Source organism: Klebsiella sp. PK18 (genome assembly GCF_057784655.1).
Genome location: NZ_CM173493.1, coordinates 1,903,747 through 1,929,539, shown reverse-complemented (window position 1 = coordinate 1,929,539; position 25,793 = coordinate 1,903,747). Strand labels below are relative to the sequence as shown.

24 protein-coding genes and 1 pseudogene are annotated in these 25,793 nt (G+C 58.0%); 11 read left to right on the top strand and 14 right to left on the bottom strand.

Going from position 1 to position 25,793, the window contains the following annotated elements; translation table 11 throughout:
- Nucleotides 1-44: 44 nt before the first annotated feature.
- The gene (gene kdgR, locus AC3EMD_RS09380; protein WP_008804282.1) at nt 45-836 is read right to left on the bottom strand and encodes a DNA-binding transcriptional regulator KdgR; all 792 of its coding nucleotides are present in this window, start codon (nt 834-836) and stop codon (nt 45-47) included.
- Nucleotides 837-1,013: 177 nt separating this feature from the next.
- Between kdgR and AC3EMD_RS09375 the strand changes: the two genes are divergently transcribed.
- A complete protein-coding gene (locus tag AC3EMD_RS09375; RefSeq protein WP_101139842.1) occupies nt 1,014-2,384 on the top strand; it encodes an MFS transporter in 1,371 nt (456 codons plus the stop codon).
- A 70-nt stretch (nt 2,385-2,454) separates the two neighbouring features.
- Here the strand turns inward: AC3EMD_RS09375 and htpX are convergent, their stop codons facing one another.
- The 4 genes and pseudogenes from htpX to AC3EMD_RS09355 all read right to left on the bottom strand — a co-directional run bounded on the left by htpX (nt 2,455) and on the right by AC3EMD_RS09355 (nt 6,915).
- On the bottom strand, nt 2,455-3,339 hold the full coding sequence (gene htpX, locus AC3EMD_RS09370) for a protease HtpX (RefSeq protein ID WP_008804280.1): 885 nt from the start codon (nt 3,337-3,339) through the stop codon (nt 2,455-2,457).
- Between the two features lie 235 nt (nt 3,340-3,574).
- Nucleotides 3,575-5,623: a carboxy terminal-processing peptidase gene (prc, locus tag AC3EMD_RS09365; protein ID WP_302074043.1), complete on the bottom strand. Its 2,049-nt coding sequence runs from the start codon at nt 5,621-5,623 to the stop codon at nt 3,575-3,577.
- A gap of 19 nt (nt 5,624-5,642) precedes the next feature.
- Nucleotides 5,643-6,320, bottom strand: a complete 678-nt coding sequence (gene proQ, locus AC3EMD_RS09360; protein WP_008804278.1) for an RNA chaperone ProQ — start codon at nt 6,318-6,320, stop codon at nt 5,643-5,645.
- A gap of 81 nt (nt 6,321-6,401) precedes the next feature.
- Nucleotides 6,402-6,915: pseudogene (locus tag AC3EMD_RS09355) on the bottom strand (GAF domain-containing protein).
- Between the two features lie 132 nt (nt 6,916-7,047).
- On the opposite strand from AC3EMD_RS09355, the gene yebS reads away from it, so the two are divergent.
- The 5 genes from yebS (at nt 7,048) to AC3EMD_RS09330 (ending at nt 13,138) form a co-directional block, all read left to right on the top strand.
- Nucleotides 7,048-8,331 (top strand): membrane integrity lipid transport subunit YebS, encoded by a 1,284-nt coding sequence (gene yebS, locus AC3EMD_RS09350; protein ID WP_008804276.1) that lies wholly within the window; start codon nt 7,048-7,050, stop codon nt 8,329-8,331.
- On the top strand, nt 8,300-10,933 hold the full coding sequence (locus AC3EMD_RS09345; protein ID WP_016161386.1) for a PqiB family protein: 2,634 nt from the start codon (nt 8,300-8,302) through the stop codon (nt 10,931-10,933). Before yebS ends, AC3EMD_RS09345 begins: the two co-directional genes overlap by 32 nt.
- 127 nt (nt 10,934-11,060) lie before the next feature.
- Nucleotides 11,061-12,494 (top strand): 16S rRNA (cytosine(1407)-C(5))-methyltransferase RsmF, encoded by a 1,434-nt coding sequence (gene rsmF / locus AC3EMD_RS09340; protein ID WP_080930221.1) that lies wholly within the window; start codon nt 11,061-11,063, stop codon nt 12,492-12,494.
- A gap of 115 nt (nt 12,495-12,609) precedes the next feature.
- Nucleotides 12,610-12,849, top strand: a complete 240-nt coding sequence (locus AC3EMD_RS09335; RefSeq protein WP_002911393.1) for a YebV family protein — start codon at nt 12,610-12,612, stop codon at nt 12,847-12,849.
- Between the two features lie 97 nt (nt 12,850-12,946).
- Nucleotides 12,947-13,138, top strand: coding sequence for a YdfD/YebW family protein (locus tag AC3EMD_RS09330; RefSeq protein ID WP_002911395.1), 192 nt, complete (start codon nt 12,947-12,949; stop codon nt 13,136-13,138).
- On the opposite strand, the gene pphA is transcribed toward AC3EMD_RS09330, so the two are convergent.
- Nucleotides 13,135-13,788: a protein-serine/threonine phosphatase gene (pphA, locus tag AC3EMD_RS09325; protein WP_008804273.1), complete on the bottom strand. Its 654-nt coding sequence runs from the start codon at nt 13,786-13,788 to the stop codon at nt 13,135-13,137. The two genes, AC3EMD_RS09330 and pphA, sit on opposite strands and share 4 nt — an antisense overlap.
- Nucleotides 13,789-13,944: 156 nt before the next feature.
- Between pphA and AC3EMD_RS09320 the strand changes: the two genes are divergently transcribed.
- Nucleotides 13,945-14,913: a VirK/YbjX family protein gene (locus AC3EMD_RS09320; RefSeq protein WP_162493241.1), complete on the top strand. Its 969-nt coding sequence runs from the start codon at nt 13,945-13,947 to the stop codon at nt 14,911-14,913.
- A 103-nt stretch (nt 14,914-15,016) separates the two neighbouring features.
- Nucleotides 15,017-15,160, top strand: coding sequence for an Ecr family regulatory small membrane protein (locus AC3EMD_RS09315; RefSeq protein WP_046621074.1), 144 nt, complete (start codon nt 15,017-15,019; stop codon nt 15,158-15,160).
- Between the two features lie 644 nt (nt 15,161-15,804).
- On the opposite strand, the gene AC3EMD_RS09310 is transcribed toward AC3EMD_RS09315, so the two are convergent.
- The 3 genes from AC3EMD_RS09310 to yobA are packed head-to-tail and all read right to left on the bottom strand — an operon-like array spanning nt 15,805 to nt 17,407.
- A complete protein-coding gene (locus tag AC3EMD_RS09310; RefSeq protein ID WP_008804271.1) occupies nt 15,805-16,143 on the bottom strand; it encodes a YebY family protein in 339 nt (112 codons plus the stop codon).
- 16 nt (nt 16,144-16,159) lie between these two features.
- Nucleotides 16,160-17,029, bottom strand: a complete 870-nt coding sequence (gene copD / locus AC3EMD_RS09305) for a copper homeostasis membrane protein CopD (protein ID WP_012541262.1) — start codon at nt 17,027-17,029, stop codon at nt 16,160-16,162.
- 3 nt (nt 17,030-17,032) lie between these two features.
- Nucleotides 17,033-17,407, bottom strand: coding sequence for a CopC domain-containing protein YobA (yobA, locus tag AC3EMD_RS09300; RefSeq protein ID WP_064142124.1), 375 nt, complete (start codon nt 17,405-17,407; stop codon nt 17,033-17,035).
- A gap of 113 nt (nt 17,408-17,520) precedes the next feature.
- Between yobA and AC3EMD_RS09295 the strand changes: the two genes are divergently transcribed.
- A complete protein-coding gene (locus tag AC3EMD_RS09295; RefSeq protein WP_012541260.1) occupies nt 17,521-17,751 on the top strand; it encodes a DNA polymerase III subunit theta in 231 nt (76 codons plus the stop codon).
- 78 nt (nt 17,752-17,829) lie between these two features.
- Entirely contained in the window at nt 17,830-18,489 is a 660-nt protein-coding gene (gene exoX / locus AC3EMD_RS09290; RefSeq protein WP_012541259.1) for an exodeoxyribonuclease X, read from the top strand.
- A gap of 3 nt (nt 18,490-18,492) precedes the next feature.
- On the opposite strand, the gene ptrB is transcribed toward exoX, so the two are convergent.
- The 3 genes from ptrB to AC3EMD_RS09275 all read right to left on the bottom strand — a co-directional run bounded on the left by ptrB (nt 18,493) and on the right by AC3EMD_RS09275 (nt 21,825).
- Nucleotides 18,493-20,553, bottom strand: a complete 2,061-nt coding sequence (gene ptrB, locus AC3EMD_RS09285) for an oligopeptidase B (RefSeq protein WP_302074042.1) — start codon at nt 20,551-20,553, stop codon at nt 18,493-18,495.
- Nucleotides 20,554-20,673: 120 nt separating this feature from the next.
- The gene (locus AC3EMD_RS09280) at nt 20,674-21,336 is read right to left on the bottom strand and encodes a tellurite resistance TerB family protein (protein ID WP_012541257.1); all 663 of its coding nucleotides are present in this window, start codon (nt 21,334-21,336) and stop codon (nt 20,674-20,676) included.
- A 141-nt stretch (nt 21,337-21,477) separates the two neighbouring features.
- A complete protein-coding gene (locus tag AC3EMD_RS09275; RefSeq protein ID WP_048964808.1) occupies nt 21,478-21,825 on the bottom strand; it encodes a YebG family protein in 348 nt (115 codons plus the stop codon).
- 135 nt (nt 21,826-21,960) lie between these two features.
- On the opposite strand from AC3EMD_RS09275, the gene purT reads away from it, so the two are divergent.
- Nucleotides 21,961-23,139, top strand: coding sequence for a formate-dependent phosphoribosylglycinamide formyltransferase (purT, locus tag AC3EMD_RS09270; RefSeq protein WP_012541255.1), 1,179 nt, complete (start codon nt 21,961-21,963; stop codon nt 23,137-23,139).
- A gap of 57 nt (nt 23,140-23,196) precedes the next feature.
- On the opposite strand, the gene AC3EMD_RS09265 is transcribed toward purT, so the two are convergent.
- Together AC3EMD_RS09265 and edd are read right to left on the bottom strand one after the other, a co-directional pair.
- Entirely contained in the window at nt 23,197-23,838 is a 642-nt protein-coding gene (locus AC3EMD_RS09265; protein ID WP_002911423.1) for a bifunctional 4-hydroxy-2-oxoglutarate aldolase/2-dehydro-3-deoxy-phosphogluconate aldolase, read from the bottom strand.
- A gap of 38 nt (nt 23,839-23,876) precedes the next feature.
- On the bottom strand, nt 23,877-25,688 hold the full coding sequence (edd, locus tag AC3EMD_RS09260; RefSeq protein ID WP_008804261.1) for a phosphogluconate dehydratase: 1,812 nt from the start codon (nt 25,686-25,688) through the stop codon (nt 23,877-23,879).
- Nucleotides 25,689-25,793 lie beyond the last annotated feature (105 nt).

The window sequence follows — 25,793 nt, the reverse complement described above, 5'->3', positions numbered from 1 at the left end:
GCGCGACAATAGCACCGCGCTCGCCGGATGTTTCAGCTACCGCGTCAGAACGGGTAGTCGTTGTATCCCATTTGCTCAGAAATCTTGCGCGCCGCCTGATGCAGCATCGCCACATATTCATGCAAACGTTCTTCTGAGAAACGTAGCGTCGGGAAAGAGATGCTCAGTCCGGCGATAACCACGCCGAAACGATCGAACACCGGTACCCCGATGCAGCGTAGTCCCTCTTCCTGCTCTTCGTTATCTTCGCCATATCCCTGCTCGCGTACGCCATCCAGCACCTTCAGCAGCGCTTCCGTGCTGGTGATGGTCCGCTCGGTGCTGCGTTTATACTCCACGCCCTCGAGGATCTGCTCCACTTCGCTGCGATCGCGCCACGCCAGCAGTACCTTACCAATCGCGGTACTGTACAGCGGATTGCGACGGCCGATACGCGAGTACATCCGCAGATTGTACATCGAGTCAATCTTGTGGATGTAGACGATGCTGTCTTCATCCAGCGCCCCGAGGTGAATAGTCTCTTTCGTCAGCCGGGAGAGTTCGCGCATCTGAATATCGGCGCTGCGTACCAGGTCGACGTTCTGCAGCGCACGAGCGCCCAGCTCGAACAGCTTGAGCGTGAGGGAGTATTTCTCTGACTCGCCTTCCTGCGCCACATAGCCCAGTGATTTCATGGTCTGTAAAAAGCGATAAACGGTGCTTTTCGACATCATGACGCGCTGGGACAGTTCGGTAATGCCAATTTCACGCTCTTCACCCAGCGCCTGTAAGATGCCAAAAACCTTCAATACCGAAGAGACAGAATCTGGCTGTTTATCCAAATCTGCACCTGCCATTTATCACCTCGCCGTAACTGTTTTATAAAATTTAGAACCGGTTTTTATTATAAATTCGCCGCCTCTGCGCCGCAATCATTCTTCTGCCACTTCGTTACAAATCTGCGACATACTGCGGAATAATCAATGCTAAACTCATCATTCAAAAAACCGTTTCATTTAAGACTTATATTGACCATGGATAAAAATTCTTCCGATGGCGTGCCGCTGCCGCAACGCTATGGCGCCATTCTGACCATCGTGCTGGGGCTGACCATGGCCGTGCTCGACGGGGCTATCGCCAACGTCGCGCTCCCGACCATCGCCAGCGATCTTAACGCCTCGCCGGCGGCGTCAATCTGGATCGTTAACGCCTACCAAATCGCCATTGTCATCGCCCTGCTACCGCTCTCTTTCCTCGGCGATATGGTCGGCTATCGCCGCATCTATAAGATAGGCCTGATGGTGTTTATCTTTACCTCGCTGGCCTGCGCCCTGTCGCGCAGTCTCGACATGCTGACCTTCGCCCGCGTCGCCCAGGGGCTGGGCGGCGCCGCGCTGATGAGCGTGAACACCGCGTTGATCCGCCTGATTTATCCGCAGCGCTTTCTCGGCCGCGGCATGGGCATCAACTCCTTTGTCGTCGCCGTCTCTTCGGCGGCAGGCCCGACGATCGCCGCGGCGATCCTCTCCCTCGCCTCATGGCAATGGCTGTTTTTAATTAATGTTCCCCTCGGGATCGTCGCTTTTGTTCTGGCCATGCGCTTTCTGCCACCCAACAGCGCGCGCAGCAAAATTATCCGCTTCGATCTGCCGAGCGCCATCATGAACGCCCTCACCTTCGGGCTGCTGATCACTGCGCTCAGCGGGTTCGCCCAGGGACAGTCTGTTCAGCTGGTGCTGGCGGAAGTGGCCGCCATGCTGGTGGTGGGCTTTTTCTTCGTTCGCCGCCAGCTCAGCATGCCCGTCCCCCTGCTGCCGGTCGACCTGCTGCGCATCCCGCTCTTCTCACTCTCTATCTGCACCTCCATCTGCTCCTTCTGTGCGCAGATGCTGGCGATGGTCTCCTTGCCCTTCTTCCTGCAGACGATGATGGGGCGCAGCGAAGTGGAGACCGGCCTGCTGCTGACGCCGTGGCCGCTGGCGACCATGGTGATGGCGCCGCTGGCCGGTTATTTGATTGAGAAATGCCATGCGGGACTGCTGGGGGCCATTGGGCTGCTGGTTATGGCCTGCGGCCTGTTCGGCCTGGCGCTGCTGCCCGCGTCGCCTTCCGATCTGGATATTATCTGGCGTATGGCGCTGTGCGGCGCCGGTTTCGGGCTGTTTCAGTCGCCGAATAACCACACTATTGTCGCCTCGGCTCCGAGCCATCGTAGCGGTGGCGCCAGCGGGATGCTGGGTACCGCTCGCCTGCTCGGTCAGAGCACTGGCGCGGCGCTGGTCGCCCTGCTGTTCAACCTGCTCGGCAACAGCGGCACCCATACCGCCCTGCTGCTGGCCGGCATTCTGGCGACCGTTGCCGCACTGATTAGCGGTCTGCGCGTCACCCAGCCGCGCGCGGCCTGATAAACGGCGGCAAAAAAAATCCGCAGCTTTCGGGCTGCGGATTTTTTATTTTTAGCGTCGAACCGACGGATTACTTCAGATACTCACCGCTACGCAGGGCTTCAATACGTTTATCCAGCGGCGGGTGAGTCATAAACAGCTCGCTCATGGATTTCGCTTTACCATTGATGCAGAACGCCATCATGCTGCTGGCTTCCTGTGGCTCATAGCTGGTTTTCAGACGCTGCAGGGCAGCAATCATCTTCTCGCGGCCCACCAGTCGCGCCGAGCCGGCGTCAGCGTGGAACTCGCGATGACGAGAGAACCACATGGTAATAATGCTGGCCAGAATACCGAACACCAGCTCCAGCACCGTGGCGACAGCGAAGTAGATCAGCGGGTTACCATTGCTGCTCTCCCCTTCATCTTCCCGGTTGCCGCCGAGGAAACCGGCCGCAATCTGGGCAATCACGCGCGAGATAAAGATAACGAAGGTGTTCACCACCCCCTGAATCAGCGTCATGGTCACCATATCGCCATTAGCGATGTGGCTGATTTCATGGGCAATGACCGCTTCCGCTTCATCACGGCTCATGTTTTGTAGCAGCCCGGTGCTGACGGCGACCAGCGAGGCGTCGCGACGCGCGCCGGTAGCAAAAGCGTTAATATCAGGCGCGTGATAGATAGCCACCTGCGGCATGGCAATGCCCGCCTGCTGCGCCTGTTGGGCGACGGTGTGCATCAGCCAGCGTTCCGTTTCGTTGCGCGGCTGCTCGATCACTTCCCCACCCACAGACTTCAGGGCCATCCATTTCGACATCATCAGCGAAACGATAGAACCACCGAAGCCGAACAGCAGGGCCATAATCAACAGACCGGTCATGCTGCTGGATTGGATCCCCGTGAGGCTTAACACCAGCCCGAACACGACCATTACTGCCAGGTTCGTCAGCAGGAAAAGCGCGATTCGCATCATAATTTTCTTTTTACCTCAATTTAACAAAACGCACTAAGCGATTACCCACATCGTATGGGTCAGGCTGCAATTTTCAACCATCAACCCCCGCTAAGTCACGATAAAAACACAACTTTACATTTTGTAGCATCTTGCTGACAGCGGCCGGACAGGTTGACATTTTGTTAGTTGAGCTGAAAGGTGATGACAAAAGCACAAAATAAAACGGGCACCCTCTGAGGTGCCCGTTTGTTATTTATTTACTGGCTGGCGGTTCCACCGCCGGGCGCGCTTTTTCAAGATGCGCCAGGTCTACCGCGATATGGACCGTTTCATCAAGATACGGATCCGGCTCCTGGTAATCCTTCGGCAGGTCATCCAGTTTTTTCAGCAGCGGTTTGCCTTCGCGTTTCAGGCGATCGTTAATCCGCGCCAGACGAATCGCATCATCCTCTTCGTTCTCTTTCTCACGCTGGGCGTAGTTCAGAGAGACGATGTTACGCTTGTCCTTCATCGCGTTATAACGGGCAATATCCTTCATGATGTACTGGAACTCTGGATCCTGCGCGATACGCTCATCATGGCGCTTGAGCAGTTCCGGTCCAAACGGGGTCAGATCCCCGGACTTCACGTAGGTGGCTGCGTTGATGCTATCCCACGGCAGCGCGTTGTCTTCATACTGCTCGCCGGTCTCACGATCTTCATTACCGGTTGGCATCATGATATCCGGCGTCACGCCTTTACGCTGCGTACTGCCGCCGTTAATACGGTAGAACTTCTGGATGGTGTACTGGACGGAACCTAACGCCGGCCAGTCCGGACGCAGCATCTGATCGTAGATACGATTCAACGAGCGATACTGCTGTACCGTCCCTTTACCGAAGGTCGGCTCGCCAACGATCAGCGCGCGGCCATAATCCTGCATCGCCGCGGCGAAGATTTCAGACGCCGAGGCGCTAAAGCGGTCAACCAGCACCACCAGCGGCCCTTTGTAATAGACCACGCCATCGTTGTCGCTGTCTTCGCGGACCTTGCCATTGTTATCACGAACCTGCACTACCGGGCCGGACGGAATAAACAGACCCGAGAGCGATACCGCCTCGGTCAGCGCCCCGCCGCCGTTGCTGCGCAGATCAATGACGATGCTGCTGACGTTCTGTTTTTCCAGCTTCTGCAGTTGCACCTTCACATCATCGGTGAGACCAACGTAAAAGCCCGGAATATCCAGCACGCCGACTCTTTCTTTACCAACGGTTTTCACCGACATCTTCACCGCACGGTCTTCCAGACGGATCCGCTCGCGGGTCAGGGTCACGATACGCGTCTTGGCCCCTTTGCCTGCCGGCAGGATCTCAAGGCGCACTTTGCTGCCCTTCGGTCCTTTAATCAGCGCGACCACGTCATCCAGACGCCAGCCGATGACATCAACCATCGGCTTCCCGGTCTGGCCAACGCCAACGATACGGTCGCCGACGCTGATCGCTTTGCTCTTCGCGGCCGGGCCGCCCGCCACCAGCGAATTGATGACGGTGTAGTCATCATCCATTTGCAGGACAGCGCCGATCCCCTCAAGAGAGAGGCTCATCTCAGTGTTGAACTGCTCGGTATTACGTGGAGACAGGTAGTTGGTGTGCGGGTCGATTTCGCGAGCGAAGGCGGTCATCGCCAGCGAGAAGACATCTTCGCTGTTGGTTTGCGCCAGACGACGGATCGCGAACTTATAGCGACGCGTTAAGGTGTCGCGGATCTCTTTATCGTCTTTACCCGCCAGCTTCAGGCTTAACTGGTCAAACTTCACCTTGGCGTCCCACAGCGTGTTCAGCTCGGCCTCATCTTTTGGCCACGGCGCTTTGGAGCGATCAAGGTTAAAATTATCGTTGCCGGTAAAGTCCATCGGACGTTCCAGCACCTTCAGCGCATACTGATAGCGCTCAAAGCGACGCTGCTGCGCCAGGTTGTAGAGGTCGTAGAAGACGTCCAGTTTCCCGGTGCGCAGTTCGTCGCCGATTTGGTCTTTTTTGGCCGCGAACTTCGCCACATCGCTGGCCAACAGCACATTGTGGCTGTAGTCCAGCAGGTTCAGATAACGGTCAAAAATCTTTGCCGAGAAGGCGTTGTCGAGATCAAACTGACGGTAGTGAGAACGGGTAAAGCGCGACGTCACGCGCTCGCTCACCGTCGCGTGCTGCGGCTCTTCTTTCAGCACGGGTATTTGATCTGCACGGGTTATTTCATCAACAGCGAAAGCATGGCCTGCTATTGCCAGCAGGCCCGCAAGCGCGGTGATTTTAAAAAATGTGTTCATGCCTGGCCCGGCCTCCGTTTCAGAACACCAGGTGTTCTGCGCGTACAATCATTGACATACCAGAAGTCAGCTGTACACGAACGCCATCTTTGGTGATTTCCAGAACGGTGGCGTCCATTGCGTTATTGCCTGCTTTTACCTTCAGCGCCTGGCCGACGGTCAGAACGGAAACATCCGAAACCGGAGTATGACGCTCTTCACGCGGGGCTTTGGCCGCAACAGGACGCGGTTTACGCTGTTCAGCGCCTTCTTTACGACGCGGCTGCTGAGGACGTGGTTTACGCTCGCGGCGAACCCCTTCATCCTGCTGACCTGCGGCGGCGGCGGCTTCGCGTTTTTTCGCCTGCTGGGCAGCGCGCTGCGTCTGAACGCGAGCTTTCGCTTCTTCCAGCTGCTGGCGCGCATGGGCAATGTGCTGTTCTTCCAGTTCGCCGCACGGGTTGCCGTCCAGGTCAACGCGGATAGCGCCGGCTTTCACGCCGTACAGATAACGCCAGCTGGACGTGTAGAGACGTAATGCAGCGCGAAGCTGGGTTTTGCTGAGATTCATCTCACCACCCACTCGCTCAACGAGATCCTGAAAAATACCAATTTTCAGGGGGCGCGCTTCGCCTTCAGCGCTAAAGCACTGCGGGAAACGTTCGGCCAGAAAGGCGATAACTTCTTTACTGCTATTCAACTTAGGTTGATTTTCCATGAAATTTCCTGATTACAACGGACGTAGCCAACAAGCCGCAGGCATGAACAGGCGACATTATAATGACGTCCTCGCTAAATGCTACGTTATCCGTTGATTATCCCACGACACGGGTAAAGATTTTTTGATAATCAGTGGCCGCGATAAGTTTTTCCAGTTGCTCGACCAGCGTGCGCAACCCCTGCTCATCTTCAGCTGTGAAGCGGCCATACGCCGTGCTGTCGATATCCAGCACGCCGATAATCTGGTCGTTCACGCGCAGGGGAAAGACAATTTCTGAATTACTGGCCGCATCGCAGGCAATGTGACCATCAAACGCATGCACGTCCTCTACGCGCTGGACCTGGGCTTGCGCCACCGCGGCGCCGCAGACGCCGCGGCCAACCGGAATGCGCACACAGGCCAGTTTGCCCTGGAACGGCCCCAGTACCAGGGTATCGCCTTCCAGAAGATAGAAACCGGCCCAGTTGACCTCGCTCAGCCGCTCGAACAGCAGCGCGCTGGTATTGGCGATCATCGCCAGAAAACTGGTTTCACCTGCCATTAATGCCTGGAAATCGCGGTTCAGATCCGCGTAAAATTCTGTTTTGCTCATTATATCTTCACTTGGTTGTCTTACTGCCTGATACGTACAGCCTACTAAAATAAGCATTAAATGCGCTTAGGCTCAAGATGAATTCATTCATGGGTTAAGATAGTGGGATACATTCATTCCTGTACGTAATAAATGCCGATAAAAACACCAACGATTAAACCTGCGAAGAAGTTGGTCGTGCATGCCGTCAGCACACCGCTTCCCTATGCGCATTATCAGCGCTGTACGCAGTGTGACATGCTCTTTCGCTTACCGGTGCTTAAACGCAACCAAAGCGCCTGGTGCCCACGCTGCAACGCCAAGGTGCGCGATGGGCGCGACTGGTCGCTGACGCGTTTGGGCAGCATGGCCGTTGCGATGCTGCTGCTCATGCCTTTTGCCTGGTCGGAGCCTCTGCTGCGCCTGCACCTGCTGGGCGTGCGCATCGACGCCAACGTCCTGCAAGGGATCTGGCAGATGACCGCGCAGGGTGACCCGCTTACCGCCGCCATGGTGCTGTTTTGCGCGGTGGTCGCCCCGGTGCTGCTGGTGGTCTCGATTAGCTATCTCTGGCTGGGCAACGTGCTGGGGATGAACCTGCGCCCGGTGCTGCTGATGCTCGGCAAGCTCAAAGAGTGGGTGATGCTGGATATCTATCTGGTGGGTATTGGCGTCGCCTCCATCAAGGTGCAGGATTACGCCTTTCTGCAGCCCGGCATCGGCCTGGTGGCGTTTATCTCGCTGACGCTGCTGAGCATCCTGACGCTTATTCACATGAACGTCGAAGAGCTGTGGGAGCGTTTCTATCCTGAACGGCCAGCGACCCGCGCCGATAACAATTTACAGGTGTGCACCGGCTGCCACTACACCGGCTACCGCGACGCGCGTGGCCGCTGCCGACGCTGCCACTCCCCGCTGCATCATCGCCGGCCGCAGAGCCTGCAGCGCAGCTGGGCGGCGCTGATTGCCTCGCTGATATTTCTCTTACCAGCCAACCTGCTGCCGATCTCGATCATCTATGTTAACGGTGCGCGCCAGGACGATACGATCCTTTCCGGGATCATCTCCCTTGCCAGCAGCAATATCGCCATCGCCGGAGTGGTATTTATCGCCAGTATTTTGGTGCCATTCACCAAAGTTATAGTGTTATTTACCCTATTGGTCAGCATACAATTCAAGTGCGAGCAAGGCTTGCGCACCCGCATCCTGCTGCTGCGGCTGATAACCTGGATTGGCCGCTGGTCGATGTTGGATCTGTTTGTTATTTCACTCACCATGTCGCTAATCAATCGCGATCAGCTCCTCGCTTTCACCATGGGGCCGGCGGCGGTTTACTTCGGCGGTGCGGTAATTTTAACTATTCTTGCAGTTGAATGGCTGGACAGCCGCTTACTTTGGGACGCACATGAGTCAGGAATCGCCCGCTTCGCAGACTGAAGCCAGAATAAAAACTAAACGCCGTATTTCGCCATTCTGGCTGTTGCCGGTCATCGCGCTGCTGATTGCCGCCTGGCTCATCTGGACCAGCTTTGACGACCGCGGATCGACGATTACCATCGATTTCCAGTCCGCTAACGGCATTGTGCCGGGGCGGACGCCTATCCGTTATCAGGGGGTCGAGGTCGGCACCGTCCAGGATATTAGCCTCAGTAAAGATCTGAGTAAGATTGAGGTTTCCGCCAGCATCAAACGCGATATGAAAGATGCGCTGCGCAAAGAGACCCAGTTCTGGCTGGTCACCCCAAAAGCCTCTCTGGCGGGGGTCTCCGGGCTGGATGCGCTGGTGGGCGGGAACTACATTGGCATGATGCCTGGCAAGGGTGAGCCCGAAGATCACTTCGTGGCCCTCGACACTCAGCCGAAATACCGCATCAACAACGGCGAGCTGATGATCCACCTGCAGGCGCCGGACCTTGGCTCCCTGAACAGCGGCTCGCTGGTCTATTTCCGCAAGATCCCGGTCGGGCGCGTGTATGATTTCACCCTGAATGCCAATAATCAGGGGGTCACCATCGATGTCCTGATCGAGCGCCGGTTTACCAACCTGGTGAAAAAAGGCAGCCGATTCTGGAACGTCTCCGGGATCAAAGCCGACGTCGGCCTGAGTGGGGCAAAAGTGCAGCTGGAGAACCTATCTGCGCTGGTGAACGGCGCTATCGCCTTCGATTCACCTGCCGATTCGCAGGTTGCGGCGCAAAACGATGACTATCATCTGTACGAAGATCTGGCGCATAGCCAGCGCGGTGTGCTGGTCACCCTCGACCTGCCGGACGGCGATGGGCTGAAAGCAGGCTCGACGCCGCTGATGTATCAGGGGCTGGAAGTGGGTCAGTTAAGTAAGCTGAATCTTAACCCCGGCGGCAAAGTGACCGGCGAGATGACCGTCGACCCGAGCGTGGTGACGCTGCTGCGTGAGAAGACGCTGATTCAGATGAAGAAGCCGAAAATTTCCCTCGATAACCCCAGCGTCAGCGCCCTGCTCACCGGCAATACCTTTGAACTGGTACCCGGTGAAGGCGAGCCGCGCAACCACTTCTCCGTCATGCCAGCAGATAAAGCGCTGCTGGAGGAGCCCAACGTCGCCACCGTCACGCTCTCGGCGCCGGAAAGCTACGGGATTGACGGCGGCCAACCGCTGGTGCTGCACGGAGTAAAAGTCGGCCAGGTGCTGGAGCGCAAACTGACGGCCAAAGGGGTGACCTTCCAGGTCGCGATTGCCCCCGAATACCGCGATCTCATTCGCGGTGACAGTAAGTTTGTGGTTAACAGCCGTCTGGATGTCAAAGTCGGACTCGATGGCGTGCAGGTGCTGGGGGCCAGCGCCAGCGAATGGGTTAATGGCGGGATCCGGGTCATTCCGGGAGAAAAAGGCGAAATGCAGAGCAGCTACCCGCTGTACGCCAACCTCGAAAAGGCCCAGGAAAACAGCCTGAGCGAAGTGCCGACCACGACCTTAAGCCTCTCAGCCGAGACCCTGCCTGACGTTCAGGCCGGCTCGGTGGTGCTGTATCGTAAATTCGCCGTCGGCGAGATCATCGCCGTCAAACCGCGCAAAGACGCTTTCGATATCGATTTGCATATCAAGCCGGAGTACCGCTACCTGCTGAGCAACAACAGCGTCTTCTGGGCCGAAGGGGGGGCGAAGGTCAAACTTGACGGCAACGGACTCACCGTTCAGGCCTCGCCGCTGGCGCGCGCCATTAAAGGGGCGATCAGTTTCGATAACCTCAATGGCAGCAGCGCCAACGCGCGGCTGAATAACAAACGTATCCTTTACGCTTCGGAAACGGCGGCGCGCGCCGTGGGCGGCCAGATCACCCTGCACGCGTTTGACGCCGGGAAGATGGCGGCCGGGATGCCGATTCGTTATCTCGGCATCGATATCGGTCAGATCCAGTCCCTGGAGCTGATCACCGCCAAAAACGAAGTGCAGGCGAAAGCGGTGCTCTACCCGGAATACGTCGGTACCTTCGCCCGGGCCGGGACCCGCTTCTCGGTGATCACCCCGCAAATCTCCGCCGCGGGCGTCGAGCATCTCGACACCCTGTTCCAGTCCTATATTAACGTTGAGCCGGGACGCGGGCCGGCGCGCCGCGACTTTGAGATCCAGGATACGACGATCAGCGACTCACGTTATATCGACGGCCTGAACATCGTGGTGGAAGCGCCGGAGGCGGGGTCGCTTGGCATCGGTACGCCGGTCCTGTTCCGCGGCCTTGAGGTGGGGACGGTCACTGGCCTGTCGCTGGGGTCAATGTCCGATCGGGTGATGGTGAAACTGCGTATCAGCAAGCGCTACCAGTATCTGGTACGCAATAACTCGGTGTTCTGGCTGGCCTCAGGTTACAGCCTCGACTTCGGCCTGATTGGCGGCGTGGTGAAAACCGGGACCTTCAACCAGTTTATCCGCGGCGGGATCGCCTTTGCCACGCCACCGGGGACACCGCTGGCGCCGAAGGCCCAGGATGGCAAGCACTTCCTGCTGCAGGAGAGCGAGCCGAAAGAGTGGCGGGAATGGGGCACCGCCCTGCCGCAATAACCCTCACAACGCTTTTCCCGCACCGGCCAACGCCGGGACGGGAAGATGACCCACCGCACGCCCCGGTGTCCTGCACCGGGGCGTTTGTGCTAAACTGCGCACCCTTTTTTTCTGTGGTGCGCTGCCTGTGGCTGAAAATACTGTCTATTTCCCTGAAGCGTTTCTCGCTCAAATGCGTGCGGCAATGCCCGCGCATCTCTCTTTCGACGACTTTATCGCCGCCTGCCAGCGCCCGCTACGCCGCAGTATTCGCGTCAACACGCTGAAAATCAGTGTGGCCGATTTTCTGTCTCTGGTCGCCCCGTATGGCTGGCAGCTGACGCCGGTCCCCTGGTGTGAAGAGGGATTCTGGATCGAGCGGGACGGCGACGATGCCCTGCCGCTGGGCAGCACCGCCGAACATCTCAGCGGGCTGTTCTATATTCAGGAGGCAAGCTCGATGCTGCCGGTCGCCGCTCTGTTCGCCGATAACCCGCAGCCTGAACGGGTGATGGATGTTGCCGCCGCGCCGGGGTCTAAGACCACCCAGATTGCCGCCCGAATGGGTAACGCGGGCGGCATTCTGGCCAATGAGTTCTCCGCCAGCCGGGTGAAGGTGCTGCATGCCAACATTAGCCGCTGCGGCATCAGTAACGTCGCCCTGACTCACTTCGACGGCCGGGTTTTCGGCGCGGCGCTACCCGAAGCTTTCGATGCCATCCTGCTTGATGCCCCCTGTTCGGGCGAAGGCGTGGTGCGTAAAGATGCTGACGCACTGAAAAACTGGTCGCCGGAGAGCAACCTCGACATTGCCGCCACCCAGCGCGAACTTATCGACAGCGCCTTCCATGCCCTGCGTCCTGGCGGGACTTTGGTGTATTCGACCTGTACCCTGAATCGCGAGGAAAACCAGTCGGTTGTTCAGTGGCTGCTGTCCCGTTATCCACAGGCGGTGGAGATCCTGCCGCTGGGAGATCTGTTTTCCGGCGCGGCCGATGCCTTAACCGCAGAAGGATTTTTGCACGTGTTCCCGCAGATCTACGATTGCGAAGGCTTCTTTGTCGCTCGCCTGCGCAAGACCGCGGCGATCGATCCGCTCCCGGCGCCAGGCTATAAGGTCGGCAAATTCCCGTTTACGCCGCTGAAGAGCCGGGAGGCCGCCGCGGTAACTGCCGCCGCCAGCGCTGTTGGCCTGGTGTGGGACGCAGGTCATACGCTGTGGCAGCGGGATAAAGAGCTGTGGCTGTTCCCGCAGGCTATGGAGCCCCTGTTTGGTCAGGTGCGTTTTTCACGCATCGGCGTACGCCTGGCAGAGGTGCACAATAAGGGGTACCGCTGGCAGCATGAGGCGGTTATCGCCTTTGCCGCGCCGCAGCGCGCCTTCGAGCTGACCCAGGAGGAAGCGGAGGAATGGTATCGCGGACGCGACGTCTATCCGCAGACCGCGCCGCAGCAGGATGAGGCCATCGTGACCTTCCAGGGTGTCCCGCTGGGTCTGACCAAGCGCGTCGGCTCCCGTCTGAAGAATAGCTACCCGCGCGAACTGGTGCGCGATGGGAAACTTTTTGCCGGCAAGGTGTGACGCCGCGCAAAAAATGCGCACTTTTTGACTGGCGGTTTTCACCCCATTGACTACGCTGAAAAATGACGGCCTCAACTGGTCGTACCACAACTCAGCTGAAAAATGGGGTGAAGCGATGAGTAAAACCAATGTCCGCATCGGCGCGTTTGAGATAGACGATGCCGAACTGCACGGTGAACATCAGGGAGAGCGAACGTTAAGTATTCCCTGCAAATCCGATCCAGATTTATGTATGCAGCTTGACGCCTGGGATGCCGATACCAGCGTGCCCGCTATTCTCAATGGCGAACATTCCGTGCTCTACCGTAAACATTACGACCGCCAGTCTGATGCCTGGGTCATGCGCCTTGCCTGACTCAAATGAACCCGTCGCCTGAGACGGGTTATTTATTTCCCCGTCCCGCCGTCATCCCCTACACTAAAGAGTATGTGAACCCGAGCATGAGGCCAGGATGTTTGCCTTGGTGTTGTTTATTTGCTATCTGGATGGCGGCTGCGAGGACATTGTGGTTGACGTCTACCGCGAGGAAACGCAGTGCTTAGTGGCGATGGAGGATCAGCGGATCCGCCACGGCGGCTGCTATCCGATAGAAGATTTTATTGATGGCTTCTGGCAACCCGCCAGCGAATACAGCGATTTTTAACCTGCCGATTGTAGCGCCACCAGCGTCAGCGTTCCGCCAAACACGGCGCCCGTATCAATATAGTGTTGATTATCGCGTTCATAAGGCGTGCGAAGCGGCGTATGGCCAAACCAGAAATGGTCTGCTCCGGCGATGGCGCCATGACGTCCCGCCAGATGTTCGCTCAGGCGATGACGGCTCCATAACACCCGCTGGGGATCCACCGGCTGCTGCCAGCGATAGACTGGCGCCGGATAATCGGCATGGGCGATCACATGCCGGGCATCTGCACACCCAACTTCAATAATCAACGGTAGCCGCTGACAACGCGCTAACAGCCGGTCGGCCTCGGCGCGCTGCTGCGCGGTGCCCCGGCCATACCAGTCGCCGCCATTCATCTGCCAGAGTGCCATATCCCCGCTCTCCAGCGCCTCCAGCGCCATCTGTTCATGATTCCCCCGAACGGCCCTGAACCAGCGGCAGCGCAGCAGGCCGAGGCAGTCAGCGCTCTGCGGTCCGCGATCGATCAGATCGCCCACGGAAATGAGCAGATCGGCCCAGGGATCAAAGCGCAGCTGACGCAGGCGGCCCATCAGTAGCGCAAAGCAACCATGCAGATCGCCCATCAGCCAGATATTACGCCAGTCGCTACCATTAATACGTTGATACATATAATTACCTCTCTGCTGTAATTATAGGTAATTGCGCCGAATCCCCGGTGATTTTTATTTACACCTCAATCGATTTTAAACAAACGGGAAATATAGTCGGCCAGAGGATTAAGCTTATCAGAAGCTCGCTTTAAAATAGGAGGAAATAACAACGAGGTGTTTATCGTGACAGACAATAGCCTGCATTCAACCAGCGTGCTTGCGCCGCGCTCGCATCTTATTGCCGATCTGGTGATGGGCAGACTAATACCTGCACCTATCTGGCGGCAGAAAAACTTTCGCCTTAAATTTCTGCTGCGTACGGCGTTATTTTATAGCCCCACCAAAGCAATGCTTGAGTCGCTTAGCGCCCGTGATGATTTTAATCAGCTTCTGACCGCGCAGGCGACCTTGCCGGGGAAAGTGCACCGTCAGTACCTGACGCGCGATCTTAACGCCTGGCAGCGGGCGATGGCGGTGATAAGTCATTATCGCTACATCGATACCCTGCAGGGGTCGCTGCTGGCGCATGCCATGACCGCGGTGAGCGAGGTCCCGCTGCTGACGCTGAACGGAAAAGACGACAGCCCGTTCACTCTCTCCGCCTCCTCAGCCGGGAAGGCTGAGCGCGAGGGCGAAACCACATTATGGCTACGCGACGGCGATCACACCCTGTTGGCCAGCGCAACCTTTAGCGTGACCTGGGACGGTGAAGCCTGGCAACTGGTCATCGGCGGCCTGCAGGGGCCACGGCGCCACGTTTCCCATGAGGTGATTAAGCAGGCCACTCGCGCCTGCTTCGGCCTGTTCCCGAAGCGCCTGCTGCTGGAGTTCATTTGGCTACTGGCCGCTCGCAGCGCTATCGAGTCGATTTATGGCGTCAGCGATAACGGCCATGTGTTCCGTGCCCTGCGCTATCGTCTGAGCAAGGGCCGCCATTTCCACGCCAGCTACGACGAGTTCTGGCAGTCCATCGATGGTAAGCCGGAAAGCGCGTGGCGCTGGCGGCTGCCGCAGCGTCTGGAACGAAAATCACTGGAGAGTATCGCCAGCAAAAAACGGGCCGAATACCGGCGTCGGTTCCAGCTGCTGGATCAGCTGGCTGAGCAGGTGGACATCCTGACGCAACCGCGCCATGGTGCGTAAATGTCGCTGCGGATAGCGCCGCGCTGACACGCGGCGTTTGCTTATTCGGTCGTTATTTCGCTACTATCATGGCCCCTGGCGCCATTGGATAGTGGTTGGCATGATGAGTAAAACCGAAATTTTCCTGCTGATTATTCTTGCGGTCATTCTGCTGGGCTGCGTATGGTTTGTTTTTAGTGATGAAATTTGGCTTTTGCTCTGCTATCTCGAAAGTAAAATATATCCCACCTTTAGCGTCCCTGAATAATTTTAGCCGCTGTAAATAGCGGCGCATTCGCTTATTATTTTTAGCGATACGGTCGTTCATTGATAGCTAATCGCATGAATTGCCAAACCTATTAGACTTTGCTTATTTTATTTGTCATACAAATGTGTATACTAGCAGCCTTCCGATGTTGGCCCGCCAGTTAACCTGCACGCCGGGCCTGGTTAGGTGCAGGTTTTTTCTTTTCTCTTTCCACCCCAACTTCAGATCTCTCCTTCCCGACGCAACCCTTCCTCAGGATGCGATTTGTGTGTAAATGGATTGTGTATGCTAAAAACGGTGTGCTATAACGGGACATCCAGAGGCCAGCCTGGGGTTTGACTGACATGATGTCGCTGGCTATTGCGAAAGCAGAAGGTTACCGATAAAAAGAGACCGAATACGATTCCTGTATTCGGTCCAGGGAAATGGCTCTTGGGAGAGAGCCGTGCGCTAAAAGTTGGCATTAATGCAGGCTAAGTCGCCTTGCACTATAAGAATAGTTTAACGCGTCAGCTTTTCCAGTCCGTGGCCAATGTGGTCGTATAATTCCTGGGAAACGGCTGTCAGCCAGTAAAAAACCGCCACTGCCGTTATCCGGCAAGGGCGGTTTTTTTTATGCTATTACAGTAAGATAACGCGGAACGCTAGCAGAGCTTCTGCGCTCGCTCGATAAATGGCGCAAGGCTCATTTTTTGTCCCGGGTGCTGCGGATCGTCGATCTGGATCACCGAGATCGGCTGCGCGGTCGTCTTGCCGGCTTTAACCTGCTGTTCCGCGACGTCATTGAGCGGATACTGGACCAGCGTACTCGGGTTGATGGCGTAAAGCGCGTTACCCGGACGGCAGGTCAACATCACCTCTTCACGGTTGAACGCCCAACTCTCCTTCCCCACTTCAAAGCGGCTCACGGTGATAATTTGCGGCGCCGCCAGAGCAGCCCCGGAGCTTGCCAGTAACAACATGGTCAGAACAATTTTTTTCATGATTTTGCCAGTTAATTCAATAAGGTTCCCAGGTGGCAAACAGACTGACGGCCAGCAGCGCCAGCGCGCCAAGCCCTATCTCAGCCTGCGTGGTTCGCAGGATCAGGCTTTCCGCCCGCGAACCGCTTGCCGACATGCGCGGTACCAGAACATACCTGTTCACTAAGGCAATTACCACCATCCCGGCGACCAGCGCACATTTGATCAACAGCATGCGCCCCCAGGGCGAGGTTCCGATCACCGCCCCCTGGATCAACAGCGCATTGACCACGCCGCTGGCAAGGGTGCCGGCCACCGCCAGATGTCCATAACGCGAAAAGCGCGCCATGGTATAGACCGCAGCCTGACGCCAGCGCCCCTGCGCCAGACGCAGGCAGTAGATGAAGGGCAACAGGCCGCCGAACCAGCTGGCGACGCAGAAGAGGTGGACGGCATGATTAGTGCGCTGCAGGGCGCCGAGTAAGCCATCGTGCATAGCAGCATGCCCAACCCCGGCGGAAAGCAGCAGCTGGGCCGCCAGCAGGGCCATCAGTTGCCTGGCGCCGTGATGGGGGCGGATCCACACCACGGCGAGAGCAGTCAACGCCAGCAGGATCTGCCAGATCCACACCCCGCCGAAGCGGGTACCCGCTACCGCCTGCCAAACGGCGGGCTGCCAGACATCCGCCCAGCCGTCGCCCATTATCCCCCCCTGCAGCAGATACAGCGCCACGGTTGAGAGCGCGCCAATCAACATCAGGGGGCGCAATAGCGGATAAAAGCGGTGCATCAGCACGCGCCTCAGCGGTACCGGCGCCCACCAGGCGCCATACAGCACGCAGCCAAAAGCCAACATCAGGGTGATAAAGTGCCCAAAACGCAGCGTGATATAGAGCCCGGTCAACATCGATCACTTCACGCTAAAAGTGTATTGCCCTTTGGTTTTATGGCCGTCAACCGAGACCACATGCCATGCTACGGTGTACTCCCCCGAAGGCAACGTTTCCGCCAGGGGTAAGGTGACCTGAGCGGGGTTGTCAGCGCTGCGGGTCAGTTTACCGGCGGCTACCGCGTGCTGCTGCGGACCGGTGACGGTCACGCCGCTGAAGGCCGGTTCGATCCCTTCGGAGAAACTGAGCGTCAGCGTCTGAGGGGGCGCGGTCAGTTGGGCACCCGCGGCGGGGATCTGCTGTTGCAGGTGAGCATGGGCGAAGGCGCCTGCCGCGGTTAATATACCGGCAAACGCAACGGAGAGGCGCAACGCGCGTCCAGCGAGGAGTCGCATATTCGTCATTCCCTTTTGTTATGTCTGTAGGACAGAGAATAACCCTGTATAATGGCAGAGTCGAGCTAAGCGTCAGCGCCTCGACCGGGTTTACCAGCACACTGGAGTTAATAATGGAAAGAAATCTGGCCAAAATTTCGCAAGCTGAGATGGATAAGGTCAACGTCGATCTCGCCGCCGCCGGCGTCGCCTTTAAGGAGCGATACAACATGCCGGTGGTCGCTGATTTGGTCGAGCGTGAGCAGCCCGCCCATCTGCGCGACTGGTTCCGCGAACGACTGATCGCCCATCGGCTGGCCTCTGTCTCGCTTTCCCGACTGCCCTGGGAGCCGAAGCAGAAATAATGCGCGCCCGCCTGCTCCCCATCGGTTGGCAAGACCACCCAATTCCTTTACGCTTGTTGTTTTGCTCTGGAGCGAGCCATGCTGCGCGTCATTGATACCGAAACCTGCGGCCTGCAGGGGGGCATCGTCGAAATCGCCTCGGTCGATATTGTCGACGGGCGAATCACTAACCCGATGAGCCATCTGGTGCGTCCTGATCGGCCCATCACGCCGCAGGCGATGGCTATCCACCGTATAACGGAAGAGATGGTCGCCGATAAGCCGTGGATTGAAGAGATTATTCCGTATTATCTTGGCAGCCCCTGGTATGTCGCGCACAACGCCAGCTTTGACCGCCGGGTGCTACCGGAGATGAGCGGCGAGTGGATTTGTACCATGAAGCTGGCCCGCCGCCTGTGGCCGGGGATCAAATACAGCAATATGGGGTTATATAAATCACGTAAGCTGAATGTGGCGACCCCGCCGGGGCTGCATCACCACCGCGCGCTGTATGACTGCTATATCACCGCCGCGCTGCTGCTGGATATCATTAACGTTTCCGGCTGGACGCCTGACGAAATGGCCGATATCACCGGCCGCCCGGCGCTGCTCACCACCTTTACCTTCGGCAAATACCGGGGTAAAGCGGTGGCCGAAATTGCTGAAAACGACCCCGGCTACCTGCGCTGGTTATTCAACAATCTCGACCGGATGAGCCCCGAACTGCGTCTGACCCTCAAACACTACCTCGGGGAATAGTCGTCACACTACCGCTTTTCCCGGCAGTGTCCCCTGCGCCAGGGCAATGAAAAAGGCATACTCCAGGGCCACCCCTTCATAGCTTTTAAAGCGCCCGGATTTGCCGCCATGGCCGGAATCCATATCGGTACAGAGCAGCAGCAGGTTATCGTCGGTTTTCAGTTCCCGCAGTTTGGCCACCCATTTCGCCGGCTCCCAGTATTGCACCTGGGAATCGTGCAGTCCGGTGGTGACCAGCATATGCGGATAAGCCTGCGCCCGGACGCCGTCGTAGGGACTGTAGCTTTTCATGTAGTGGTAATAGGTTTCATCCTGTGGATTCCCCCACTCTTCAAATTCCCCGGTGGTCAGTGGAATAGATTCGTCCAGCATGGTAGTCACCACATCGACGAACGGCACCTGGGCTATCACGCCATGAAACAGCTCAGGACGTTCGTTAACGGCCACGCCCATCAGCATCCCGCCGGCGCTGCCCCCCATGCCATAGCAGAGCTGCGGATCGCCGTACCCCTGGGCCAGCAGCGCGTCACAGACGTCCAGATAGTCGTTGAAGGTATTTTTCTTACTCAGAAATTTGCCGTCCTCATACCACTGCTGCCCCAGCTCGCCCCCGCCGCGGACATGGGCGATGGCGTAGACAAAGCCGCGGTTGAGCAGGCTCAGCCGGCTGGCGCTGAAATCGGCATCGATACTCTCGCCATACGAGCCGTAGCCATAGACCAGCAGCGGATTGCTCCCTTTACGGAAATGGTCGCGATGGTAGACCAGCGATACCGGAACCTCGACGCCATCGCGGGCGGTCACCCACAGGTGTTCGCTCTGGTAGCAGCTCGTGTCCAACCCCTTCACCTCCTGCTGCTTGATAACCCGCCGCTCGCCGGTATCCATGTCCAGTTCAAACAGGGTGTCTGGCGTAGTCATGGAGGAATACCCGTAGCGCAGGCGCGACGTTTCAGGTTCCGGATTATAGGCAAGCCAGGTGACATAGGCCGGATCGTCAAAGGCGATCCCTACCACCTCCCGGGTCTTGCGGTTAATTTGCCGCAGGCTGGTCAGGCCGCGCTGGCGCTCCTCGACGACCAGCCAGTCAGTAAACAGGGTAAATCCTTCGAGCATCACGTCGTGACGCGGCGGGATCAGCGTGGTCCACTGATCTTCATCGCGCAGCACAGTACGGTAGAGGCCAAAATTCTTCCCCTCGCGGTTGGATCGCAGATAGAACGCGTGCTGATAGTGATCGAGGCTGTATTCGTGATCTTTCCGCCGCGGCAGGAAGCAGACCGGCTCGGCGTCAGTGAGTTCGGCGTTGAGCAGTAATGCTTCACTGGTGGTGGCGCTGGAGAGATAAATCACCACGAACTGCTGGGAAGTGGTCTTATGTACGCTGACGTAGAAGGTCTCATCTTTTTCTTCATAGACCAGCACATCACTCTGCGCCGCGGTACCCACCGTGTGGCGCCAGACCTGATAAGGCAGCAGTGTGGTGGGATGTTTACGCACGTACCACACAAAGCGGGAATCATTGCTCCAGGCAAACCCGGAGGTAACATTTTCCAGGATCTCCGGGTACCATTCACCGCTGCTAAGGTTGCAGAAGCGCAGGCCATACTGGCGGCGGGAAAGATAATCCTCCGCCACCGCCATCAATTGGTTATTCGGCGCGACGCCCAGTCCGCCAAGGGTGTAGAACTCACTCTTCGCCGCCCGCTGGTTGCCGTCGAGCAGGATCTCCCACTCGTCCCACTCCTCTTTGAGCACCGACTGGCGCTGATAGATGGCGTATTCACAGCCCGGCTCGTAAACCTGACGGTAGCGAAAACCATTTTTACTGTAAGGGGCGGAGACTTCCCGTTGCGGAATGCGGTCGATAATTTCTTTCAGCAGACGTTCCTGCAGGCTGAGCTGCGAATCCATCACCCGCTTGCCATAGGCGTTCTCCGCGTGCAGGTACTCCAGCACGTCAGGTCGCGCGCGCTCATCGTCGCGCAGCCAGTAATAGTTATCGATGCGTGTATCGCCATGCAAGGTCATGGCGTGAGGGATCCGTTTGGCTTTAGGTGGCATGTTGTTCTTCTGCTGCTTTATCGTGACACAAGAGCATTCAGGTCACACGGCGGCGCCTGAATGATGACGTGTCTATAAGGGTGGCAAAAGACGCGGGCGATGCAAGCGAAACGTGATAATTTAGACGCTTAGCGCTTGTTTTTGTGACTGGATATCCTGTTCTATATCGGCCCGGACATCCTTTGGCAGTGACAAAGCGTCTCCCAGCGCGTTCAGATAACTGCGTTCCATAAAGTGGTCGATATCAATGACCGCGCAGCTGACGTAGTAGATCTCCAGTGCCTCCTGCGGATCAACGATGCCCTCCGCCAGACGCTGAGGATCCAGCGGTTGGGCCAGCGCCTGGTCGATCAGCACCCGGGCCTGAACGTCGATATTGGCCGCCCGCAGCTGGGCTTCAATATTAGCCCGTTCGTGGTCATCTATATGACCATCGCTCCTGGCGGCAAAAACCAGCGCGGTGATCAGTCGCACGCTGCGCGGATCAACGTCCGCCGGCACGGCAGCCGGCGTGTTCGCCCCGGGGACAGGCGCGTTTTGAGCGCGCATCTTCTGCTGATACTTGTTCCATAACACCGTACCCGCCACCGCCCCACCGCCAGCCAGCAGCGCGCTGGTGCCGTACTTCGCCAGCAGTTTGCGTGAGGATTTACTGGCCACCAGCAACCCGGCCAGCCCGCCAATCGCGCCGGGCAGCAGTGCGCTCCCTTTTGACGACTCGCCTGTCGATGACGCGCCCTGCTGCCCGAGCAGCGACTGCAGTTGATTAAGCCAGTTAGCCATGGTTTTCCTCTCAGGTGATAAAACACTGCTATCAGCCTAAACGACGCGATGTCAGGAAATGTTAGATCTGGCTAAAGATGCGCAAAGGTGGGCGCGGCAGACAAATCCCTGCCCAGCCAGGCCATAGCTGGCTGCCGCCAGTCAGGCCACTTTCGCCTTACGCGCTTTGGTCGCTGGCGCCGCGGCGTCTTCCGCTGAAGAAGCCTCTTCTGCCGCCGACGGCGCGGGTGAGTCGTGCGCGGACGCATCCTGCTCCGGCAATCGGCCGACGCGCAGGATATGCTGCAGCGCCTCTTTTCGCTCTGCCAGCCACATCGCCATGGTGTCACGCTGGGCGTCATCCATCTCCAGCGGCGATGCCACCAGCCAGTCATTCAGCACCTCTGCCAGATCGAGCATTTTGTCGTAAGCGTCGGCCTCTTTTTTGCTGGCAAAAGACATTTTTTCCTCACCTTCGCGGATCACAACATATTTAATTTCAACCGCCATGCTGCAGCCTCTCAATACTGTATTTTTATACAGTATAACAAATTTCCTCTCCGGACTCAACTCACGCGCGTAAAGACAGACGCAAACGTTTTCGTTTATAATCGGCAGCATCTTTTTTTACTGCGGAAGAGAGTTATGACTGTATTAGGCACCGCGCTGCGCCCGGCAGCCACCAAAGTAATGCTGTTAGGTTCCGGCGAGCTGGGCAAAGAAGTCGCTATTGAATGTCAGCGTCTGGGCATTGAAACTATCGCCGTCGACCGCTACCCCGATGCCCCGGCGATGCAGGTCGCCCACCGCGCCCATGTCATCAATATGCTGCACGGCGAGAGCCTGCGCGCTCTGATTGAACAGGAAAAACCCGATTACATCGTGCCGGAGATCGAAGCTATTGCTACCGATACCCTGGTTGAACTGGAACAGGCCGGGCAGAAAGTAGTCCCCACGGCGCGGGCGGCTAAGCTCACCATGAACCGCGAAGGCATTCGCCGCCTGGCGGCAGAAGAGCTGCAGCTCCCCACCTCCAGCTATCGCTTTGCCGACAGCGAAGAAGGCTTCCGCGCGGCGGTCACCGACATCGGTTTGCCGTGCATCGTCAAACCAGTGATGAGCTCCTCCGGCAAAGGTCAGAGCTTTATCCGCTCGGCTGACCAGCTCAGCGAAGCCTGGCGCTATGCGCAGCAGGGCGGCCGCGCCGGCGCCGGGCGGGTGATCGTCGAGGGGGTGGTGAATTTCGATTTCGAAATCACCCTGCTCACCGTCAGCGCCGTCGACGGCGTGCATTTCTGCGCCCCGGTTGGCCATCGCCAGGAAGACGGCGATTACCGTGAGTCCTGGCAACCGCAGCAGATGAGCGACCTGGCCCTCGAACGTGCCCAGGCCATCGCCCGCAAGGTAGTGCTGGCGCTGGGGGGTCATGGCCTGTTTGGCGTGGAACTGTTCGTATGCGGCGACGAGGTGATCTTCAGCGAAGTTTCCCCGCGCCCACACGACACCGGCATGGTAACGCTGATCTCGCAGGATCTCTCGGAATTCGCCCTGCACGTTCGTGCCTTTCTTGGACTGCCCGTCGGCGCTATCCGCCAGTATGGTCCCGCCGCTTCCGCAGTGATCCTTCCGCAACTGACCAGTCAGAACGTCAGCTTTGGCCAGCTGCAATCGGCCGTCGGGGCTGGCCTGCAGCTGCGTCTGTTCGGCAAGCCCGAGATTGACGGTACCCGCCGCCTGGGGGTGACCCTCGCCGTTGCCGATTCGGTTGAAGAGGCCGTAGCGCGGGCTAAAACCGCCGCCGCGGCGGTCATCGTCGAAGGCTAAAGACAAAAAAACCCGGTCGCGTTGCCGCTGACCGGGTTGTCGACCCTGAGGCGCGGTTTACTTCGCGCCTTCCACCGCTTCACGCGCCAGGGTGGTGATGCGATCGTAGTCGCCGGCCTCCAGCGCGTCGGCTGGCACCAGCCAGGAACCGCCGATGCACAGCACGCTATTCAGCGCCAGGTAGTCACGGTAGTTGGCCGGAGAAATACCGCCGGTCGGGCAGAAACGAATGTGGCCGAACGGACCCGCAATCGCCTGCAGGGCTTTCACGCCGCCGTTGGCTTCCGCCGGGAAGAATTTAAACTCTTTCAGACCATACTGCATACCCAGCATCAGCTCGGAAACCGTGCTGATCCCCGGGATCAGCGGAATGGTGCCGTCTTCGGTCGCCGCTTTCAGCAGGGATTCGGTCAGTCCCGGGCTGATAGCGAACTGCGCGCCAGCTTCCGTTACCGCTTTCAGTTGCTCGACGTTGGTGACCGTGCCCGCGCCGACAATCGCGTCCGGCACTTCTTTAGCAATCGCGCGGATCGCTTCCAGGGCGCACTCGGTGCGCAGGGTGACTTCCAGCACGCGCACGCCGCCCGCGACCAGCGCTTTCGCCATCGGTACCGCATGCTCCAGCTTTTTCACCACGATAACCGGGACAACCGGACCGGAGGTGAGGATTGCTTCTGCTGTTGTTTTCCAGTTTTTCATCAGGATTTTCTCTCGCCAGATCTAGAAATAAAATCGTCTTAAAAAGTGATGCAGGTTGCGCCCTGCTCCGCGCCAGAGAGCTTCTCACGCAGCGCCCCAAACATCTCCCTACCGGTTCCCACGCGCGACGCGCTGAGGTCAGGGATATGCGGCTGACGCGCCGCCAGTTCGGCATCGTCCACCAGCAGCGTCAGTTCTCCCGTCTGCCCGTTCACGCGAATCACATCGCCATCGCGCACCTTCGCCAGCAACCCACCATCATAGGCTTCAGGCGTGACATGGATTGCTGACGGGACTTTACCGGAGGCGCCAGAGAGTCGGCCATCGGTCACCAGCGCTATTTTGAAACGGCGGTCCAATAATACACCAAGTGGCGGCATAAGTTTATGTAATTCTGGCATCCCGTTCGCTTTTGGCCCCTGATGACGGACCACCACCACACAATCTTTATCCAGCAGGCCCGCTTCAAAGGCCGGCAATACGTCGTGTTGGCTCTCGAACACCACCGCCGGCGCTTCGATCACCTGATTCTCCACCGGGACAGCCGAGGTTTTCATTACCGCGCGCCCCAGGTTGCCGCTCAGCACCTTGGTGCCGCCGTGACGGGAGAACGGTTTCTCGAAGGTCGCGATGACCTGATCGTCAAGCGGCGCTGTCGCCCCTTCACGCCAGTCCAGCTCGCCGTTGTTGAGCCACGGCTCCAGGGTATAACGCGACAGACCAAAGCCAGCGACGGTGTGAACATCCTCATGCAGCAGGCCGCCTTTCAGCAGCTCGCGCACCAGTACCGGAACGCCGCCCGCCGCCTGGAAGTGGTTGATATCCGCCGGGCCGTTGGGATAGAGGCGCGCCAGCAGCGGCACCACGTCTGACAGGTCGGAGAAATCGTCCCAGTTAATGATGATCCCCGCCGCGCGGGCCATCGCCACCAGGTGCATGGTATGGTTGGTGGAGCCACCGGTCGCCAGCAGCGCCACGATGCCGTTGACCACCACTTTTTCGTCGAACATTTTCCCCAGCGGCATCCACTCGTTGCCATTGCCGGTCATGCGGGTGACCTGGCGTGCGGCAGCGGCGGTCAGTGCGTCCCGCAGCGGGGCATCCGGATGGACGAAGGACGAGCCTGGCAGTTGCATGCCCATAAACTCGACCACCATCTGGTTGGTGTTCGCCGTCCCGTAGAAAGTACAGGTCCCCGGCGCGTGATACGAGGCAGCTTCAGACTCCAGCAGCGCCATACGATCCACTTTACCTTCCGCGTACAGCTGGCGAATGCGGACCTTCTCTTTATTAGCCAGGCCGCTGGCCATTGGGCCGGAGGGAATAAAGACCGACGGCAGATGGCCGAAAGAGAGTGCCGCCATGGTCAGGCCAGGAACAATTTTATCGCATACCCCGAGGTATAGCGCGCCGTCGAACATGTTATGCGACAGGCCGATTGCGGCGGACATGGCGATCACTTCGCGGCTCAGCAATGAGAGCTCCATACCATCCTGCCCCTGGGTTACGCCGTCGCACATTGCCGGCACGCCGCCGGCCACCTGGCCGACCGCATTGGCGCTATGCAGTGCTTTACGGATGATGTCCGGATAGTGTTCATAGGGCTGGTGAGCGGACAACATATCGTTGTAGGAGGTGATGATGGCGATGTTGTTGCGCAACATGCTTTTCAGAGAGGCTTTGTCGTCAGCCTGACAGGCCGCGAAACCGTGAGCCAGATTGCCGCAGGCCAGTTGCGCACGATGCACGGTGTCGGTTTTGGCCTGGTTAATCCTTGCGAGGTAAGCCGCGCGGGTGTCACGCGACCGTTCGATAATGCGATTTGTTACCCGTAACATTGTCGAATTCATAAAGGCTCCTCAAATTTGTATCTGTCCGGCCGCTGCGTGATGACGTATTTTTGTGCTAAAGGCCAACAACACCAGCGCTCAGGGGCAAAATGTCTGAAAGCAGTG

Bases quoted from the DNA above. Each gene is read 5' to 3' on its own strand.
- copD (WP_012541262.1), bottom strand. From the start codon at position 17,029: ATGTTGACCGGGCTCTATATCACGCTGCGTTTTGGGCACTTTATCACC.
- AC3EMD_RS09295 (WP_012541260.1), top strand. From the start codon at position 17,521: ATGGAAAGAAATCTGGCCAAAATTTCGCAAGCTGAGATGGATAAGGTC.
- prc (WP_302074043.1), bottom strand. From the start codon at position 5,623: ATGAACACATTTTTTAAAATCACCGCGCTTGCGGGCCTGCTGGCAATA.
- AC3EMD_RS09275 (WP_048964808.1), bottom strand. From the start codon at position 21,825: ATGGCGGTTGAAATTAAATATGTTGTGATCCGCGAAGGTGAGGAAAAA.
- ptrB (WP_302074042.1), bottom strand. From the start codon at position 20,553: ATGCCACCTAAAGCCAAACGGATCCCTCACGCCATGACCTTGCATGGC.
- yobA (WP_064142124.1), bottom strand. From the start codon at position 17,407: ATGCGACTCCTCGCTGGACGCGCGTTGCGCCTCTCCGTTGCGTTTGCC.
- kdgR (WP_008804282.1), bottom strand. From the start codon at position 836: ATGGCAGGTGCAGATTTGGATAAACAGCCAGATTCTGTCTCTTCGGTA.
- AC3EMD_RS09315 (WP_046621074.1), top strand. From the start codon at position 15,017: ATGAGTAAAACCGAAATTTTCCTGCTGATTATTCTTGCGGTCATTCTG.
- AC3EMD_RS09345 (WP_016161386.1), top strand. From the start codon at position 8,300: ATGAGTCAGGAATCGCCCGCTTCGCAGACTGAAGCCAGAATAAAAACT.
- edd (WP_008804261.1), bottom strand. From the start codon at position 25,688: ATGAATTCGACAATGTTACGGGTAACAAATCGCATTATCGAACGGTCG.
- AC3EMD_RS09310 (WP_008804271.1), bottom strand. From the start codon at position 16,143: ATGAAAAAAATTGTTCTGACCATGTTGTTACTGGCAAGCTCCGGGGCT.
- AC3EMD_RS09265 (WP_002911423.1), bottom strand. From the start codon at position 23,838: ATGAAAAACTGGAAAACAACAGCAGAAGCAATCCTCACCTCCGGTCCG.
- pphA (WP_008804273.1), bottom strand. From the start codon at position 13,788: ATGTATCAACGTATTAATGGTAGCGACTGGCGTAATATCTGGCTGATG.
- htpX (WP_008804280.1), bottom strand. From the start codon at position 3,339: ATGATGCGAATCGCGCTTTTCCTGCTGACGAACCTGGCAGTAATGGTC.
- proQ (WP_008804278.1), bottom strand. From the start codon at position 6,320: ATGGAAAATCAACCTAAGTTGAATAGCAGTAAAGAAGTTATCGCCTTT.
- AC3EMD_RS09330 (WP_002911395.1), top strand. From the start codon at position 12,947: ATGTTTGCCTTGGTGTTGTTTATTTGCTATCTGGATGGCGGCTGCGAG.
- yebS (WP_008804276.1), top strand. From the start codon at position 7,048: ATGCCGATAAAAACACCAACGATTAAACCTGCGAAGAAGTTGGTCGTG.
- exoX (WP_012541259.1), top strand. From the start codon at position 17,830: ATGCTGCGCGTCATTGATACCGAAACCTGCGGCCTGCAGGGGGGCATC.
- AC3EMD_RS09375 (WP_101139842.1), top strand. From the start codon at position 1,014: ATGGATAAAAATTCTTCCGATGGCGTGCCGCTGCCGCAACGCTATGGC.
- AC3EMD_RS09280 (WP_012541257.1), bottom strand. From the start codon at position 21,336: ATGGCTAACTGGCTTAATCAACTGCAGTCGCTGCTCGGGCAGCAGGGC.
- purT (WP_012541255.1), top strand. From the start codon at position 21,961: ATGACTGTATTAGGCACCGCGCTGCGCCCGGCAGCCACCAAAGTAATG.
- AC3EMD_RS09335 (WP_002911393.1), top strand. From the start codon at position 12,610: ATGAGTAAAACCAATGTCCGCATCGGCGCGTTTGAGATAGACGATGCC.